Origin of the sequence: Frateuria hangzhouensis (assembly GCF_026410505.1) — a bacterium.
GTDB classification, from domain to species: Bacteria; Pseudomonadota; Gammaproteobacteria; order Xanthomonadales; family Rhodanobacteraceae; genus Frateuria_A; species Frateuria_A hangzhouensis.
Map to the genome: position 1 here is coordinate 1 of NZ_JAPMIU010000014.1, position 15,540 is coordinate 15,540.

At 68.6% G+C, this 15,540-nt stretch carries 13 protein-coding genes; 9 read left to right on the top strand and 4 right to left on the bottom strand.

What is annotated here, in order from left to right; all coding sequences use genetic code 11:
• Positions 1-225: 225 nt before the first annotated feature.
• Genes OSC30_RS13800 through OSC30_RS13810 form a run of 3 tightly spaced genes read left to right on the top strand, consistent with a single transcriptional unit; the run spans position 226 to position 2,794 of the window.
• On the top strand, positions 226-1,692 hold the full coding sequence (locus OSC30_RS13800; RefSeq protein WP_267172448.1) for an aldehyde dehydrogenase: 1,467 nt from the start codon (positions 226-228) through the stop codon (positions 1,690-1,692).
• Positions 1,693-1,706: 14 nt separating this feature from the next.
• Positions 1,707-2,375, top strand: coding sequence for a carbonate dehydratase (gene can, locus OSC30_RS13805; protein ID WP_267172449.1), 669 nt, complete (start codon positions 1,707-1,709; stop codon positions 2,373-2,375).
• On the top strand, positions 2,372-2,794 hold the full coding sequence (locus tag OSC30_RS13810; RefSeq protein WP_267172450.1) for a RidA family protein: 423 nt from the start codon (positions 2,372-2,374) through the stop codon (positions 2,792-2,794). Before can ends, OSC30_RS13810 begins: the two co-directional genes overlap by 4 nt.
• 67 nt (positions 2,795-2,861) lie before the next feature.
• Here the strand turns inward: OSC30_RS13810 and hutG are convergent, their stop codons facing one another.
• Together hutG and gorA are read right to left on the bottom strand one after the other, a co-directional pair.
• Complete coding sequence (gene hutG, locus OSC30_RS13815) at positions 2,862-3,659, bottom strand: N-formylglutamate deformylase (RefSeq protein WP_425474756.1); 798 nt, start codon at positions 3,657-3,659, stop codon at positions 2,862-2,864.
• A gap of 16 nt (positions 3,660-3,675) precedes the next feature.
• Complete coding sequence (gene gorA, locus OSC30_RS13820; RefSeq protein ID WP_267172451.1) at positions 3,676-5,019, bottom strand: glutathione-disulfide reductase; 1,344 nt, start codon at positions 5,017-5,019, stop codon at positions 3,676-3,678.
• Between the two features lie 158 nt (positions 5,020-5,177).
• Here gorA and OSC30_RS13825 point away from each other — a divergent pair, with 158 nt between their 5' ends.
• Both OSC30_RS13825 and OSC30_RS13830 read left to right on the top strand, forming a co-directional pair.
• Positions 5,178-6,620, top strand: coding sequence for a hypothetical protein (locus OSC30_RS13825; RefSeq protein ID WP_267172452.1), 1,443 nt, complete (start codon positions 5,178-5,180; stop codon positions 6,618-6,620).
• Between the two features lie 77 nt (positions 6,621-6,697).
• The gene (locus OSC30_RS13830; RefSeq protein ID WP_267172453.1) at positions 6,698-7,255 is read left to right on the top strand and encodes a C40 family peptidase; all 558 of its coding nucleotides are present in this window, start codon (positions 6,698-6,700) and stop codon (positions 7,253-7,255) included.
• Between the two features lie 180 nt (positions 7,256-7,435).
• Here the strand turns inward: OSC30_RS13830 and OSC30_RS13835 are convergent, their stop codons facing one another.
• A complete protein-coding gene (locus OSC30_RS13835; RefSeq protein ID WP_267172454.1) occupies positions 7,436-7,921 on the bottom strand; it encodes an FKBP-type peptidyl-prolyl cis-trans isomerase in 486 nt (161 codons plus the stop codon).
• Between the two features lie 328 nt (positions 7,922-8,249).
• On the opposite strand from OSC30_RS13835, the gene OSC30_RS13840 reads away from it, so the two are divergent.
• The 3 genes from OSC30_RS13840 (at position 8,250) to OSC30_RS13850 (ending at position 12,662) form a co-directional block, all read left to right on the top strand.
• Positions 8,250-9,821, top strand: a complete 1,572-nt coding sequence (locus OSC30_RS13840; RefSeq protein WP_267172455.1) for a M4 family metallopeptidase — start codon at positions 8,250-8,252, stop codon at positions 9,819-9,821.
• Positions 9,822-10,333: 512 nt separating this feature from the next.
• Positions 10,334-11,005 carry a class I SAM-dependent methyltransferase gene (locus OSC30_RS13845; RefSeq protein ID WP_323374219.1) on the top strand — a complete coding sequence of 224 codons (672 nt, stop codon included), beginning with the start codon at positions 10,334-10,336 and terminating at the stop codon, positions 11,003-11,005.
• A 331-nt stretch (positions 11,006-11,336) separates the two neighbouring features.
• Positions 11,337-12,662, top strand: coding sequence for a DEAD/DEAH box helicase (locus OSC30_RS13850; RefSeq protein ID WP_267172457.1), 1,326 nt, complete (start codon positions 11,337-11,339; stop codon positions 12,660-12,662).
• A 55-nt stretch (positions 12,663-12,717) separates the two neighbouring features.
• Here OSC30_RS13850 and fghA read toward each other — a convergent pair whose 3' ends face one another.
• Positions 12,718-13,563 (bottom strand): S-formylglutathione hydrolase, encoded by an 846-nt coding sequence (fghA, locus tag OSC30_RS13855; protein ID WP_323374218.1) that lies wholly within the window; start codon positions 13,561-13,563, stop codon positions 12,718-12,720.
• 156 nt (positions 13,564-13,719) lie between these two features.
• Between fghA and OSC30_RS13860 the strand changes: the two genes are divergently transcribed.
• Positions 13,720-15,540, top strand: coding sequence for a DEAD/DEAH box helicase (locus OSC30_RS13860; RefSeq protein WP_267172458.1), 1,821 nt, complete (start codon positions 13,720-13,722; stop codon positions 15,538-15,540).

The window sequence follows — 15,540 nt, forward strand, 5'->3', positions numbered from 1 at the left end:
TGCCGGCCCGTGGTCCCTGCGACCACCTCGACGAGGCCTCATACATAGACGCAGCCGGTCGTTCTTGACAGCAAACGGGGGTTGACCGTGGAGGCGAGTCCATACATAGGGTGGGCTTCAGCCCACCCGCTCTCCGGCACGGTGGCCCGAAGCCCACCCCGCGAAAGTCGGTGCATACGCCGCCGTCCGGTGCAATCCCTCGATTCAGGTCGTAAGCTTGTCCGGATGCCTAACTTGCGCCTCGCCAACCTGATCGACGGCCGCCTCGTGGCCCCGCGTGCGGACCGCTGGCTCGACGTGCACGAGCCGGCCACCGGCGAGGTTTTCGCGCATTGCCCGGATTCCGACGCCGACGACGTGGCCGAAGCGGTCGCCGCCGCGCAGCGCGCCGCGCCGGCCTGGGCAAACACGCCGATCGAGCAGCGCGCAAGCCTGCTCAATCGCCTGGCCGAACTGATCGAACAGGACCTGGACGCCTTTGCCGCGCTGGAGTCGCGCGACAGCGGCAAGCCGCTGGCGCTGGCGCGCAACCTGGATATCCCGCGCGCGGTCAGCAACCTGCGCTACTTCGCCGCCGCGATCCAGGGTTGGGACAGCCAGTCGCACGCCATGGCGCTGGGCCAGCCCGACAGCGGCGCGATCAACTACACGTTGCGCCAGCCGCTGGGCGTGGTCGGCTGCATCAGTCCGTGGAACCTGCCGCTGTACCTGTTCACCTGGAAGATCGCGCCCGCGCTGGCCGCCGGCAACGCGGTGGTGGCCAAGCCGTCCGAGGTGACGCCGTGCACCGCCGCGCGCCTGGCCGGGCTCAGCATCCAGGCGGGCTTTCCGCCGGGCGTGCTCAACATCGTGCAAGGCCGCGGCCCGGGCGTGGGCCAGCCGCTGGTCGAGCATCCGGGCGTCAAGGCGATCTCCTTCACCGGCAGTACCGCCACTGGCGCGGCCATCGCCGCCGCCGCCGCGCCCCGTTTCAAGAAGGTCTCGCTGGAAATGGGCGGCAAGAACCCGGCGATCGTGTTCGACGACGCCGACCTGTCCGATGCCAACCTGGACACCATCGTCCGTTCCGGCTTCGCCAACCAGGGTGAGATCTGCCTGTGCGGTTCGCGCCTGCTGGTGCAGCGTTCGATCTACGAGCGCTTCCGCGAGCGCTACCTGGAACGCGTGCAGCGCCTGGTCGTGGGCGATCCGCAGGATGGCTCGACCCATCTCGGCGCGCTGGTTTCCCAGGCGCATTTCGACAAGGTGATGCGCTGCATCGCCGAGGCCCGCGAGGTTGGTGCCACCGTGCTGTGCGGCGGCGAGGCGGTTCAACCACCCGGCCGTTGCGCCCATGGCTGGTTCGTCGCACCCACGGTGTTCGAGGGGCTGTCCAACGCCTCGACCGCCCACCAGACCGAGATCTTCGGCCCGGTAGTGGGCCTGATCCCGTTCGAGGACGAGGCCGAAGCGATCGCGTTGGCCAACGACAGCCGCTACGGACTGGCCGCGTCGGTATGGACGCAGGACCTTTCCCGCGCCCACCGCGTCGCCGCCGCGCTCGAGTTCGGCATCGTCTGGACCAATTGCTGGCTGCTGCGCGACCTGCGCACGCCGTTCGGCGGCGTCAAGCATTCGGGCATGGGCCGCGAGGGCGGCACCGAGGCGCTGGCCTTCGTCACCGAGCCGAAGAACATCTGCATTCGTTACTGATCCAAGGAAAGCCCATGCCGCACACGCTCAAAGATCTGCTCGCCAACAACCGCCGCTGGGCCGCGGACGTCACCGCCGCCGACCCGCACTTTTTCGAGCAGTTGTCGCAGCAGCAGGCGCCGAAGTACCTGTGGATCGGCTGCTCCGACTCGCGCGTGCCGGCGACCCAGATCGTCGACCTGCCGCCGGGCGAGATCTTCGTCCACCGCAACGTGGCCAACGTGGTGGTGCACACCGACCTCAACGCGCTGAGCACCATCCAGTTCGCGGTGGACGTGCTCAAGGTCGAGCACATCCTGGTGGTCGGCCATTACGGCTGCGGCGGCGTGGGCGCGGTGCTGCGCAAGGACAAGCTGGGGCTGATCGACAACTGGCTGCGTCACGTCAAGGACGTGGCGTTCAAGCACGCCGATGCGCTGCCTTCGAGCGTGCCTTTCGCGGCGCGCCACGACCGCCTGTGCGAGCTCAATGCGATCGAACAGGCGCTCAATGTGTGCGGCACCAGCATCGTGCAGGACGCCTGGGAGCGCGGCCAGAAGCTGGCGGTGCATGCCTGGGTCTATGGCCTCACCGACGGCCACATGCACGACTTGGGCCTGGTGGTCACCGGCCGCGACGACATGACCGAAGCCTATCGCCGTGCGCTCGGCGGCATGGCCGAACGCTGGCAGGCAAAGGCATGAGCGGGGGCATCCGCACCGACAGCGCGCCGTCCCCGGTCGGCGCCTATCCGCATGCGCGCCGCGTGGGCGATTTGTTGTTCCTCTCCGGCGTGGGGCCGCGCGAACCGGGTACCAACAAGGTGCCGGGCAATGTCTACGAGCACGACGGCGGCCTCGCCGCCTACGACATCGAGGCGCAATGCCGGCAGGTGTTCGCCAACGTGCGCGCGGTGCTCGAAGCCAGCGGTGCGCGCTGGGAGGACCTGGTCGACGTGACCGTGTTCCTTACCGACATGGCGCGCGATTTCCCGGTCTACAACAAGTTGTACGCCGAGCATTTCGCCGGCGTGGATGCCTGCCGCACCACCGTGGGCATCAGCGCCCTGCCTACGCCGATCGCGATCGAGCTCAAGTGCATCGCCGCGCTGTCGGGCGGTTGATTGCGTAGGGTGGGCTTCAGCCCACCTCATGCGACGGCATGGTGGGCTGAAGCCCACCCTACGTGGCTCAGGCCAGGCAGGCGCGCAGCAAGGGTGCGATGACGCCGCGCAGGACCATGGCCTTGTCCTCGTCCCAGGCGAAGCTGTCCTCGTCCATGTAGCAGCACTGGGCGATTTCCAGTTGCACTGCATCGACGCCTTCGTCCGGGCATCCGTAGTGCCTGGTGATGTAGCCGCCCTTGAACCGGCCGTTGACCGCATAGGTGTAGCCGCTCTGGCCGAGCACGCCCTGGAGCTGCTGCTGCAACGCCGGCGAGCAGCTGGCACCGTCGGCGGTACCCAGGTTGAGATCCGGCAGGCGCCCGTCGAACAGCATCGGCACGCGGCTGCGGATCGAATGACCCTCCCACAGCACCACGCGGCCGTGCAGCGCACGCAGCCTCGCCAGTTCCTGCTGGAGCGCGGCGTGGTAGGGGCGCCAATACGCGTCCACGCGGCGCTGGACCTCCGATGCATCCGGTTCGCCTTCGCGGTACAACGGTTCGCCGTCGAAACCGATGGTGGAGACCAGCCCGGTTTCCCGCTTGCCCGGATACAGCGCATGGCCATCGGCCGGCCGGTTGAGGTCGACAACATATCGCGACGCCAGCGGACGCAGCAGGCTGGCGCCCAGCATCTGCGCCAGCGGCGCATACAAACGGGCGACGTGCCAGTCGGTATCGGACGAGCGGCGCGCCTGCGGATGCATGCGCGCGGCGATGTCGTCGGGAACATGGCTGCCGTCGTGCGGCAGGCTGATCAGCAGGGGCGACGTGCCCTGGTCGAGCTCGAAGATGTCCATCGGGCCAGTGTAACGCCGACCCATGCGCGCCTTTTCCCGGTCAGTGCATCAGCAGCATCTCTTCCGACGACGTCGGGTGGATCGCCACCGCGCTGCGCAGTTCGCGCCGGGTGAGGCCCTGGCGCATCGCCACCGCGAAGCCCTGCAGCATCTCCTCCACGCCGGGCCCGAGCGCATGCATGCCGAGCACGCGTTCGTCGTCGCCCGTGCAGACCAGCTTCATCACGGTGGGCTGGCGGTGTCCGGCCACCGCGAACTGCAAGGGCACGAAGTGTTTGGTGTACACCCGCACCGCATCCCCATGGCGCGCCCGCGCCTGCGCCTCGGTCAGGCCGATCTTGCCCAGCGGCGGGTCGGCGAAGACCACGGTGGGTATCGCCTGGTAATCGAAGGACGCCTGCGGCTGCCCGCCGAACAGCCGCTCGACCAGCGCGTAGCCCGCCGATACCGCCACCGGCGTGAGTGCCGGGCAGGCGGTGGCGTCGCCGATCGCGCTGATGCCGGGCACGGTCGTGTTCTGGTGCGCATCGACCTGGATGAATCCCTTGTCGTCGCGCGCCACGCCGACCTCGTCCAGCCCCAGGCCATCGCTGTTGGGCACGCGCCCGACCGCCCACAACACCGATTCGTAGGGTCCGTGCGCCGCACCGCGGGCATCGTCCAGCAGCAATTCGCCGGCCTGGCCGCGGGCCGCGGTGACGTTGCTCTGCGGCGTGATCCGGATGCCCTGCCCGCGCATCTGCGCGGACAGCGCCTGCGCCAGCTCGGCGTCGAAACCGTCCAGCAGTTGCTTGCGGATCAGCATCTCCACCTCGCAACCCAGCGCCCGAAGCAGGCAGGCAAACTCGGTGGCCACATAGCCGCCGCCGACGATGCCGATCGACCGCGGCAAAGCACTCAACGAGAAAATGTCGTCGGACACCATGCCGAGCTCGAAACCGGTCAGCGGCAGCCGACGGGGCCGCGCGCCGGTGGCGATCACGATCTGCGGCGCGCGATAGCGCGTGCCGCCGGCTTCGACCGTGTCGCGATCCACCAACCGCCCTTGCGCGCCGAGCCACGCCACGCCAGCCTCGTCCAGCCGCTGCGCATAGCGCTGGCGGATGCCCTCGATGTAGCGGTCGCGCAGGCCGCGGAAATGGTTCCAGTCCAGCCGCCCCGGCGCCAGGTCGAAGCCGTAGTCCGCCGCAAGCGCCTGCGCCTGCGCCAGCTGCGAGGCGAACCAGAGCGCCTTCTTCGGCACGCAACCGAGATTCACGCAGGTACCGCCCGGCGGTCCGGAATCCAGCAGTGCCACCTTTGCGCCGTACCGCGCCGCGCGCTGCGCCACCGTCAGGCCACCGGAACCGGCGCCCAGCACGATCAGGTCGAAATCGGAAGTCATGGCCCCTCCGTGATGGTTCCGCCCAGCATGCCAACCCCGGGTTGGCCGGATGTGAACGGGAACGTCGCCGCCCCCTCCACGGCCCAGTCGCATGGCCCTTGCCCGAACCGCCATGCGGCGCCTAGTCTGGCTCCGGGCACTCCAGGGGAAATAAGCGCATGCCGTTTCGCTTGACCGTTGTTCTTGCCTGCGTGCTGGCCGCCGCATCGACCCAGCCTGTCCCGGTGCAGGCGAGCGATATCTCCACCCGGCAGTTGCTGGCCGCCATGCGCGACACCAACGAGCTCGGCCGCTATGGCTACCTGCTGCAGGCCATGCCGCAACTGGAGCCGGCCGACAGGGGCATGGCGCAACAGTACTTCGCCTTCAGCGAGAACGAACTGGGGCTCTACGGCGAGGCGGTGCGGGATTTCCCGCTGAAGGCCCGCCTGCCCGGCGATACCAAACTGCCCTCGCCCTCGGACTGGCAGGCCACCGACGCGGTGGATGCCATCGTCGACCTGGCTGCGCACCGGCGCGTGGTGATGGTCAACGAGGCACACCATGACGCCCACACCCGGCTGCTGACGCTCGAACTGCTGCCCCGGCTGCGGGCGATCGGTTACACCCACCTGGCCATCGAGGCGCTCACCGAAGACAACTCGCCGCTGCGCCAGCGCGGCTACCCCACCAGGCGCAGCGGCACCGAATACCTGCGCGAACCGGTCTACGGCGAAATCGTCCGCGAGGCGCTGCGGCTGGGCTACGTGCTGGTGGCGTACGACGGGGCGGACCATGGCGCCGACGACCGCGAAAAGGGCCAGGCGCGCGCGCTCTACGACAAGGTGCTCGCCGGCAACCCGAAAGCGAAGCTGCTGGTGCATGCCGGCTACGCGCACATCGACCAGGCGCGCGGCCGGCTCGGCAACGTGCTGCCGATGGCCGCGCGCCTGCACGCGCTGACCGGCCTGGACATCCTCAGCATCGACCAGACCGACGTGCGCGAGGAAGAGCCGTCCAACGAGCTGGAGGCCCACCGCATGGTCAACAACGCCGTGCGCACCGGCGACTCGCTGCGCGGCGTGCCGCCCAGCGGCCTCACGCCGCACCTGGACGCGCGCGGCATCCTGCGCCAGCCCTACCACCAGATCGTGCAGGCGTTCCATCCTCACGGGCCGATCGTGCTGCGCCATGCCGGTGACGGCCGGTTCTGGAGCGCTCGCCCGCGGCTTTACGACATGAACGTGATCCTGCCGCCGGCCAACCAGCGAGTCAGCTCCTACGTGCGCGACCGCGTGATCTCGCTGCGGGTCGACGGCAAGACCGCGATCGCCCTGCCGCCCGCGGCCGACGGCCACCGCCCCGGCTGGCTGTCACTGGACGGCCGGCGCAGGCCGGTGCCGGTCAGCCCGGATCTGTGCGCGCAGACCTTCCCCTGCCTGGTGGAAGCCCATTACGCCAGCGAGTCGGACGATGCCGTGGCCGCCGATCGCTACGTGTTCCTCGAAGGCGGCGCCGGCAACACCCTGTGGTTGCGGCCGGGTCGCTACCGGTTGCGCAGCCTGGATGCCGCCGGCAAGGTGCTGGCGACCCGGCCCGTGCGCGTGGATGCGGCGCATTGAGAGCTGCAGTGCCGCCTCACCAACTTGACGCAAGCCATTGATTGGATAAGCTCGGGCAAAACACTACCGAGGTAGCCATGACCGGGTCCGGACGCCTTTTCTCCGCCACGCGCCTGCGCCTGGTCCTGGTCGGGACGACGGCGCTGCTGCTGGCCGCCTGCGCCGGCGACCCGCACCGTCGCCAGCCCACGTTCAAGACCTCGCACTCGTCCCTGGCCGACCTGCCGCCGAAGGCTCCCTCGGCGGCCAGCGCGGGCACCGCCAACGATGTGTTGTTCCGCGCCATCGCACTGGTCGGCACGCCTTACCAGTGGGGAGGCAACACGCCCGATGGCGGCTTCGACTGCAGCGGGCTGGTCGACTACATCTATCGCAACGCAGCGGACATCCTGCTGCCGCACAACTCGCGTGCCATGTCCGAAGTGGACGGGCGCAAGGTGCGGCGGATGAGGGAGCTGGCCAGCGGCGACCTGGTGTTCTTCGACATCGGCGGCGACATCAGCCACGTGGGCGTCTACGTGGGCAAGGGCCGCTTCGTGCATGCACCCAACAGCGGCGGCACCGTGAGGCTGGACGACATCGACGGGCCGTACTGGCGCGACCATTTCGCGTTCGGAAAGCGGTTGCTGGATTGAGGGCTGGGCTGGATTGGCCCCGAGCTTTTCCCCGGAGGGCAGGGGCAAAGGAAAGGGCCGAGGCCAGGTCGATCCCTCATCCCAACCTTCTCCCCGCAGGGGAGAAGGTGCGAAGGAAAACGGCGCCCGAGGGCGCCGTTGTCGTTACCGTTTGAAGCGCGTCCTGGCGCGCTTCGCGCTTCAGTGCGCTTCCTGCCCCGGCGGATGCGCGTGCCCATGTTTGAGCTCATCCTCGGTCGCCTCGCGCACGCCCTCGATCGCCACGTCGAAATGCAGCGTCTTGCCGGCCATCGGATGGTTGAGGTCCACGTCGATCGTGCTCATGCCGACCTTGTGCACGGTCACTGCGCGATGGCCGCCTTCCTTCAGCGACAGCACCGTGGCCATGCCCGGCTTGAGCTTGGCCGCCTGCTGGAAATATTTCTTCGGCACGCGCTGGATGCGGCCGTCCTCGCGCTCGCCGTAGCCCTCGGCCGGCGCGATGTCCACGGCGAGCGTGTCGCCCGCCTCGTGGCCTTCCAGCGCCTTCTCCAGGCCCGGGATGAGCTGGCCGTGGCCGAGCAGGATCCACAGCGGCTCGCCGTTGTCGTGCGAGTTTTCCACCTTGTCGCCGTCCACCGTGAGCGTGTAGTGGAACGCGATGACGTTGTCCTTGCCTGCCTTCATTGCCTGTCTCGTGGGAATGCGAAACCCGGGATTCTATCAGGCCCGCGACCGGCCGAAGCGCCCGCCGGCGTGGATCACGGGCCGGCTCACGCAATGTGAACGGCACGCTCATGCCGCCGCTTCCAGCATCGGCTCCGGCCATCAAGCTGGCACGCGGTCGTGTGCAGCTGCGACGAGCATGTTGCGCAGCAAGATGCCATCTCCCCAGAGCGACGTAGCGTGCCCAGCCGGCACCTCGCCTCCTTGGGGATCGGCGAGTGCCGACACATGGCGCGACGGGGCAGGAGGCTACTGACCGCCCATCCATTTCCTCGGGAGGGAAACACCCATGATGCAAAAACCGCTTGCCGGCGCCCTGCTCGGCGCCCTTGGCCTGGCCGTGGCCGCCGCCGCCCCGGCCGCCACGCCCCACACCATCCACGCGCCCGCCATGGGCCAACTCAATACCAGCGCCCTGGCCCAGCGCCTGGGCATGGACCCGCAGGCCACGCTGGCGCCCGGACTGCAACTGCGTACCGCCCGCGGCACCCTCAAGACGCGTGAGCACCAGATGTTCCGCGGCGTGCCGGTGTACGGGCGCAGCGTGGTGGTCGAACGCGACGCCGCGGGCAACGTTCGCAGCGTCGAGGGCCATCTTTCCAACGGCCTGGGCTTCGATCTGGCTTCGGTCAGGCCTCGCGTCAGCGGCTCGGGCGCGGTGACCGCCCTGCGCCAGCATGCCGGCCTGCTGCCGCTGGGCATCGGCACCGGCATCAACGCGGTATCGGACGCCGACCTGCAGAACGTCAAGCACCAGTTGTACGTCTACGCCGAAGGCAGCAAGGCGCGGCTGGTCTACCTGACCTCGTTCTTCGTCGACCGGCACGGTCATCCCACGCGCCCGACCGCGATCGTCGACGCCAATACCGGCGCCATCATCGAAAGCTGGGAAGGGCTGACCACGGGTAACGGGCATGGCAAGCCCGGCGGCGGTGGCGGTGGTGGCGGCTCCGGCACGGCGGCCGCGGCCAACGGTCCGGGCGGCAACGAGAAGACCGGCCAGTACTTCTACGGCACCGATTACCCGGCACTGTCGGTGACCCAATCGGGCAGCACCTGCTCCATGGTGAACGCCGACGTCAAGACCAACGACATGGGCCAGAGCCGCAACCGCGCCACGCTGTGGACCTTCACCTGCCCGACCAGCAGCGGCGACGGCATCAACGGCGCCTACTCGCCGATCAACGATGCGCACCACTTCGGCGCCGTCGTGCACGACATGTACAACGCCTGGTTCGGCGCCCCGCCGCTGAACATGCAGCTGGTGATGAACGTGCATTACAGCCGCAACTACGAAAACGCATTCTGGAACGGCAGCTCGATGACCTTCGGCGACGGCGCCAGCACGTTCTACCCGCTCACCGCGCTGGACGTGACCAGCCACGAGATCAGCCATGGCTTCACCGAGCAGAACTCCGGCCTGCAGTATTCCGGCCAGTCCGGCGGCATGAACGAGGCGTTCTCGGACATGGCCGGCGAAGCGGCCGAATACTATGACCGCGGTGCCAACGACTGGCTGGTCGGCGCGGACATCATGAAGCGCGGTACCGCATTGCGCTGGATGTGCACGCCGGGCAACGACGGCGGCTCGATCGACAACGCGGCCGATTACTACAGCGGGCTCGACGTCCATTACTCCAGTGGCGTCTATAACAAGGCCTTCTGCACCCTGGCCAAGTCGTCCAACTGGAACACGCACAAGGCGTTCGAGGTGTTCGAGCGGGCCAACGCGCTGTACTGGACGGCCAACTCCACGTTCAACGCCGGCGCCTGCGGCGTGGAGAACGCGGCCGACGATTACGGCTACTCGCGCAGCGACGTGGTGGCCGCGTTCAACGCGGTGGGCGTAACCTGCCAATAACCGCCAGACCGTCGCATGACCAAAGAGCCCGGCTTCGCGCCGGGCTCATTTTGCGAGAGTCCAATGTGGGGCCCGACGTGCCGCGCAGCGCTTACGCAACCTCGAATTACCCCTCTGGCGCGATCCCTTGTAGGGAACCTCGAAAACCCCGAATGCTTGCGACGCCCACTGTAGGAGCCCACTTGTGGGCTACAAAAGCGTCGCGCGAAAGAGAGTTATTCAAGGTTCCCTGTAGGAGCGCACCTGTGCGCGACCGCCCGGAGGGCCAGGCCAACGGCCGCGCACAGCTGCGCTCCCACGGAGATCCGGCCGGTTTTGCGACGTTGCCTCATGGCGCATCGTCGCCGACGCGAGCCACTCGATAGCACGCCTGGGCGCGCATGCGCTGCCTGCACATCCGGCGCGCGGAGGCCGCCTATACTGGCGTCCCGTCCGCGGAGTGCGACCATGCAGCGATCGTCCCGACACGAGGCCCGCCCCGCGCCCGGCCAACCGGAGCGCCAGCCTTGACGGTGCGGCCGCGCTACCGCCTCGACCGTTCCATGCGCGCCACGCTGTCGGCGCGGTTCACCGGTTTCAACCAGCGCCAGTACGTGCGCGGCAAGCTGGCCGGCGATCCGGTTTATACGGCGGTGGCGCGGCTGCTACAGGAATCGCGGCCCTTCCCGCTGCTCGACGTGGGTTGCGGCATGGGGCTGCTGGGCCATTACCTGCACGGCTGCGGCGTGCTGCATGGCTATGTCGGCATCGACCACGACGAGCGCAAGATCGCCGACGGCCGGGCTGCCGCGGCGGCGATCGACGATGCGCTGGACCTGCGCTGCGCGGATGTCGCCGACCTGCCGGACTTCCGTGGCCACGTCAGCCTGCTCGACGTATTGCATTACCTGCCGGCCGCGCGCCAGGCACCGCTGCTCGAACAACTGGCCGGCCACGTAGCGCCCGGCGCCCAGTTGATGATCCGCAACGTGCTGCGCGCCAGGCACTGGCGCTTCCATGCCACCGTGATCGAGGAACACGTGCTGCACGCCACCGGCTGGATGCGCGTGGGTGCCGACCACTACCCCACCGCCGAAGAAGTGACCGCGCCACTCGAACGCGCCGGCCTGGTCACCTCCCTCACGCCGCTGTGGGGCCGCACCCCGTTCAACAGCTACCTGGTCGTGGCACGCCGGCCGGACTGAAGCCCGGACTGGCGGATGCTCGCGACAAACCATCCGCGAACAACCTGTAGGAGCCCACTCGTGGGCGATGCTCTTTGGCCGCGATCGATCGGCCGCAAGTGATACCGGCCATCTCGAATGACGCGCTGACCCGATCCCGAACGGATTTTTTCGAGGTTGCCCCGGTTGGCCATGGCGCAACTTGCCGCCCACAATCCGCAGCCGGCACCTTGCCAACGGTTGCGCTATACTGCGCGGACGGCCTCGAAGCCGTTGCGGCCCACAGCCGCCCCTTTCCCCATATCGCAACGCGGTTCTGAATGAACGCTCCGGGTTGCACAGGAGTGTTTTCATGTCTTTCGAATCGCTGGGCCTTGCGCCCGCGTTGTTGCGCGCGCTTGCCGAACAGGGCTACACCCAGCCCACCCCGATCCAGGCCGGCGCCATTCCCCTAGTGCTGGAAGGCCACGACTTGCTGGCCGCCGCGCAAACCGGCACCGGCAAGACCGCCGCCTTCGCGCTGCCGCTGTTGCAGCACCTGTCCACCGCCGGCGCCACGCAGACCCGTCGTCCGCGCGCGCTGGTGCTGACCCCCACCCGTGAACTGGCCGCCCAGGTGCACGACAACCTGCGCGGCTACAGCAAGCACCTGCGCGTCTCCAGCACCACCATCTTCGGTGGTGTCGGCATGGGTCCGCAGATACAGGCGCTGCGCCGCGGCGTGGACGTGGTCATCGCCACCCCGGGTCGCCTGATCGACCACATGCAGCAGCGTTCGGTCGACCTGTCCGGCGTGGAAGTGCTGGTGCTGGACGAAGCCGACCGCATGCTCGACATGGGCTTCCTGCCGGCAATCAAGCGCATCCTCACCGCGGTACCCAAGCAGCGCCAGACGCTGCTGTTCTCGGCCACCTTCGCCGAGCCGATCAAGGCGCTGGCGATGCAGTTCATGCGCTCGCCGCGCGAGGTGTCGGTTACCCCGCCCAACACCGTGGCGCCGCTGGTCACCCATCACGTGCATCCCGTCGATGCCTCGCGCAAGCGCGACCTGCTGCTGCACGTGCTGTCGCAGGACAGCCGCCGCCAGAGCCTGGTGTTCAGCCGCACCAAGCACGGCGCCGACAAGCTGGTGAAGTTCCTGGAAGCGTCCGGCATGCGTGCCGCCGCGATCCACGGCAACAAGAGCCAGAACGCGCGCACCAAGGCGCTGGGCGACTTCAAGAACGGCCGCGTGACCGTGCTGGTGGCCACCGACATCGCCGCGCGCGGCATCGACATCGACCAGTTGCCGATGGTGATCAACCACGACCTGCCGATGGTGGCCGAAGACTACGTCCATCGCATCGGCCGCACCGGTCGTGCCGGCTCCGAGGGCATGGCCGTGTCGCTGGTCAGCCACGAGGAATCGGGCCTGCTGCGCGACATCCGCAAGCTGCTCAAGCAGGAGATCGAGATCACCGCGGTGGAGGGCTTCGAGCCTTCGGCACCGCTAAGGCTCGATGCCGGTGCGCCGCGCCCGGTGCAGGGCCAGCGCCAGCCGCGTGCACCGCGCAATGGCGGGCATGCCGGGCATGGCGGCAACCATGGGCAGAATCGCAACGTGGCGGCCAACGCCGGGCGCAACAACCGTCGCCCCCGTCGTGGCGGCAGTGCGTCGCGGCCGGAAACGCGCGGCTGATCGATTCACGGCGGCGGCGCGTGGCGACACGCGCCGCCGCGGTCCTTGCGAGCGACTACAGGCCCAGCGCCCGCGCGTGATGGCGCAGATGGTCGTCGACGAAGGTCGTGATGAACCAGTAGCTGTGGTCGTAACCGGGCTGCCGCCGCAGTACCAGTGATTGCCCGGCCCCGGCGCAGGCCTGCTCGAACAGCTCGGGCCGCAACTGTTCCATGAGAAAGCGGTCCGCCTCGCCCTGGTCGATCAGGATGGTGCCGGGGAAGGTCTGCCGGGCCACCAGCGCGCAGGCATCGTAGTCGGCCCAGGCCCGTCGGTCCTCGCCCAGGTAACGCGCGAACGCCTTCTGTCCCCACGGCACCTGCGAAGGCGCCACGATGGGCGCGAACGCGGACACCGATCGATAGCGTTGCGGGTTTGCCAAGGCGAGGGTCAGGGCGCCGTGCCCACCCATGGAGTGCCCGCACACGCCGGCTCGTTCGATATCCACCGAAAAATGGGCAGCCAGCAGCGCGGGAAGCTCGTCCACCACATAGCTGCGCATACGGAAGCGCGCAGACCACGGCGCCTGCGTGGCATCGAGATAGAACCCCGCGCCCTCGCCGAACTCCCAGTCGCCGGTGGCGCCCGCCAGGCCGGTATCGCGCGGGCTGGTGTCGGGCATCACCAGCGCAAGGCCGAGTTCAGCGGCCAGGCGCTGCGCGCCGGCCTTGATGGTGGCCGTCTCCTCGGTGCAGGTCAGCCCGGCCAGGAAGTACAGCACCGGGCAAGGTTGCGCCGCCGCCTGGGGCGGCAGATACAACGCGAAGCGCATCGGCCCGCCACACGCCTGCGACTCGTGCCGATAGAAGCCCTGCACCCCGCCAAGGCAGCGTTGTTCGGAAAGCGTTTCGATCGTCGCCATGCGGCGGCTCCACATCCACACAAGCCTTCGATCATAACCACGACCCGCCGACGCCACGTGTACCTTGCGCCGACGCCTTACCCGCGAGGCTGTTAGAATGCCGCGCCCGCGCGGCGCCGCCCCAGCTATCGCCGCTGCCCTTTTTCCGAGGTTCCCATGTCATCCCCCGTTTCTGGTCCCACGCCGGCCGAGCACGACCCGGCGCCGGCCGGTTTTGCCGCGCTCGCACTCGGCCCCGAAGTCCAGCAGGCACTCGCCGATGTCGGCTACGAGTCGCCCTCGCCGATCCAGGCCGCGACCATTCCGCCGCTGCTGGAAGGCCGCGACGTGCTCGGCCAGGCGCAGACCGGCACCGGCAAGACCGCCGCCTTCGCGCTGCCGATCCTGTCGCGCCTCGAAGCCAGGCCCGGCAAACCGCAGGCGCTGGTGCTGGCGCCCACGCGCGAACTGGCCATCCAGGTGGCCGAGGCGTTCCAGCGCTACGCCGCGCACATTCCCGGTTTCCAGGTGCTGCCGATCTACGGCGGGCAGAGCTACGGCCCGCAGTTGCATGCGCTGCGCCGCGGCGTGCACGTCGTGGTCGGTACCCCCGGCCGCGTGATCGACCACCTGGACAAGGGCACGCTGGACCTGTCCGAGCTCAAGTACCTGGTGCTCGACGAAGCCGACGAAATGCTGCGCATGGGCTTCATCGACGACGTCGAGAAAGTGCTCGAGGCCACGCCACCTACCCGCCAGGTCGCGCTGTTCTCGGCGACCATGCCGGCGCCGATCCGCAAGATCGCCCAGCGCCATCTGAAGGAACCGGTCGAGGTCACCATCAAGGCCAAGACCACCACCGCGGCGAACATCCGCCAGCGCTTCTGGTTCGTCAGCGGCATGCACAAGCTCGATGCGCTTACCCGCATCCTGGAGGCCGAACCGTTCGACGCGATGATCATCTTCGCGCGTACCAAGCAGGCCACCGAAGAGCTGGCCGAGAAGCTCACCGCGCGCGGCCTGGCCGCCGCGGCGATCAACGGCGACATCGCCCAGCCGCAACGTGAGCGCGTGATCCAGCAGCTGAAGGACGGCAAGCTGGACATTCTGGTCGCCACCGACGTGGCCGCGCGCGGCCTGGACGTCGAGCGCATAAGCCACGTGTTCAACTACGACATCCCCTACGACACCGAAAGCTACGTGCACCGCATCGGCCGCACCGGCCGCGCGGGGCGCAGCGGCGAGGCGATCCTGTTCGTCACGCCGCGCGAAAAGGGCATGCTGCGCGCGATCGAGCGCGCCACCCGCCAGCCGATCGAGGAGATGAAGTTGCCCACCGTCGAGGCGGTCAACGACGTACGCATCGCACGCTTCAAGCAGCGCATCACCGACACCCTGGCGCAGGGTGAACTGGCCCAGTTCCAGCAGTTGATCGAGCAATACGAGCAGGAGCAGAACGTACCCGCGCTGGAGATCGCCGCCGCGCTGGCGAGCATCGCGCAGGGCGACCGCCCGCTGCTGCTCACGCCCCCGCCCAAGCGCGAATACGAGCCGCGCGAACGGGCATCGCGCGAGCGTGCCGGCGAACGCCGCCCGCCTCAGGAGCATAAGCCGCGCGAACCCCGAAGCTTCGACAACCGCCCGCCGCGTCCGCACAACGCGCCGGAGCCGGGCAAGCGCACCTACCGCATCGAGGTCGGCCACGAACATGGTGTCAAGCCGGGCAACATTGTCGGTGCGATCGCCAACGAGGCTGGACTGGAAAGCGGATTCATCGGCCGCGTCAGCATCCGCGGCGACTACAGCCTGATCGACCTGCCCGAAGGGATGCCGCCGGAAGTGTTCGAGCATCTCAAGAAGGTCTGGGTGAGCCAGCAGCAGCTGCGCATCGCCGAATGGGACGGCACCGAGACGCCGGCCGGCGACCAGCCGCCCCGGCGCCCGCGGCCGGGCGGTTTCAAGCCGCGACCGGGCGGCAAGCCGCCGCGGCGCAAGTAA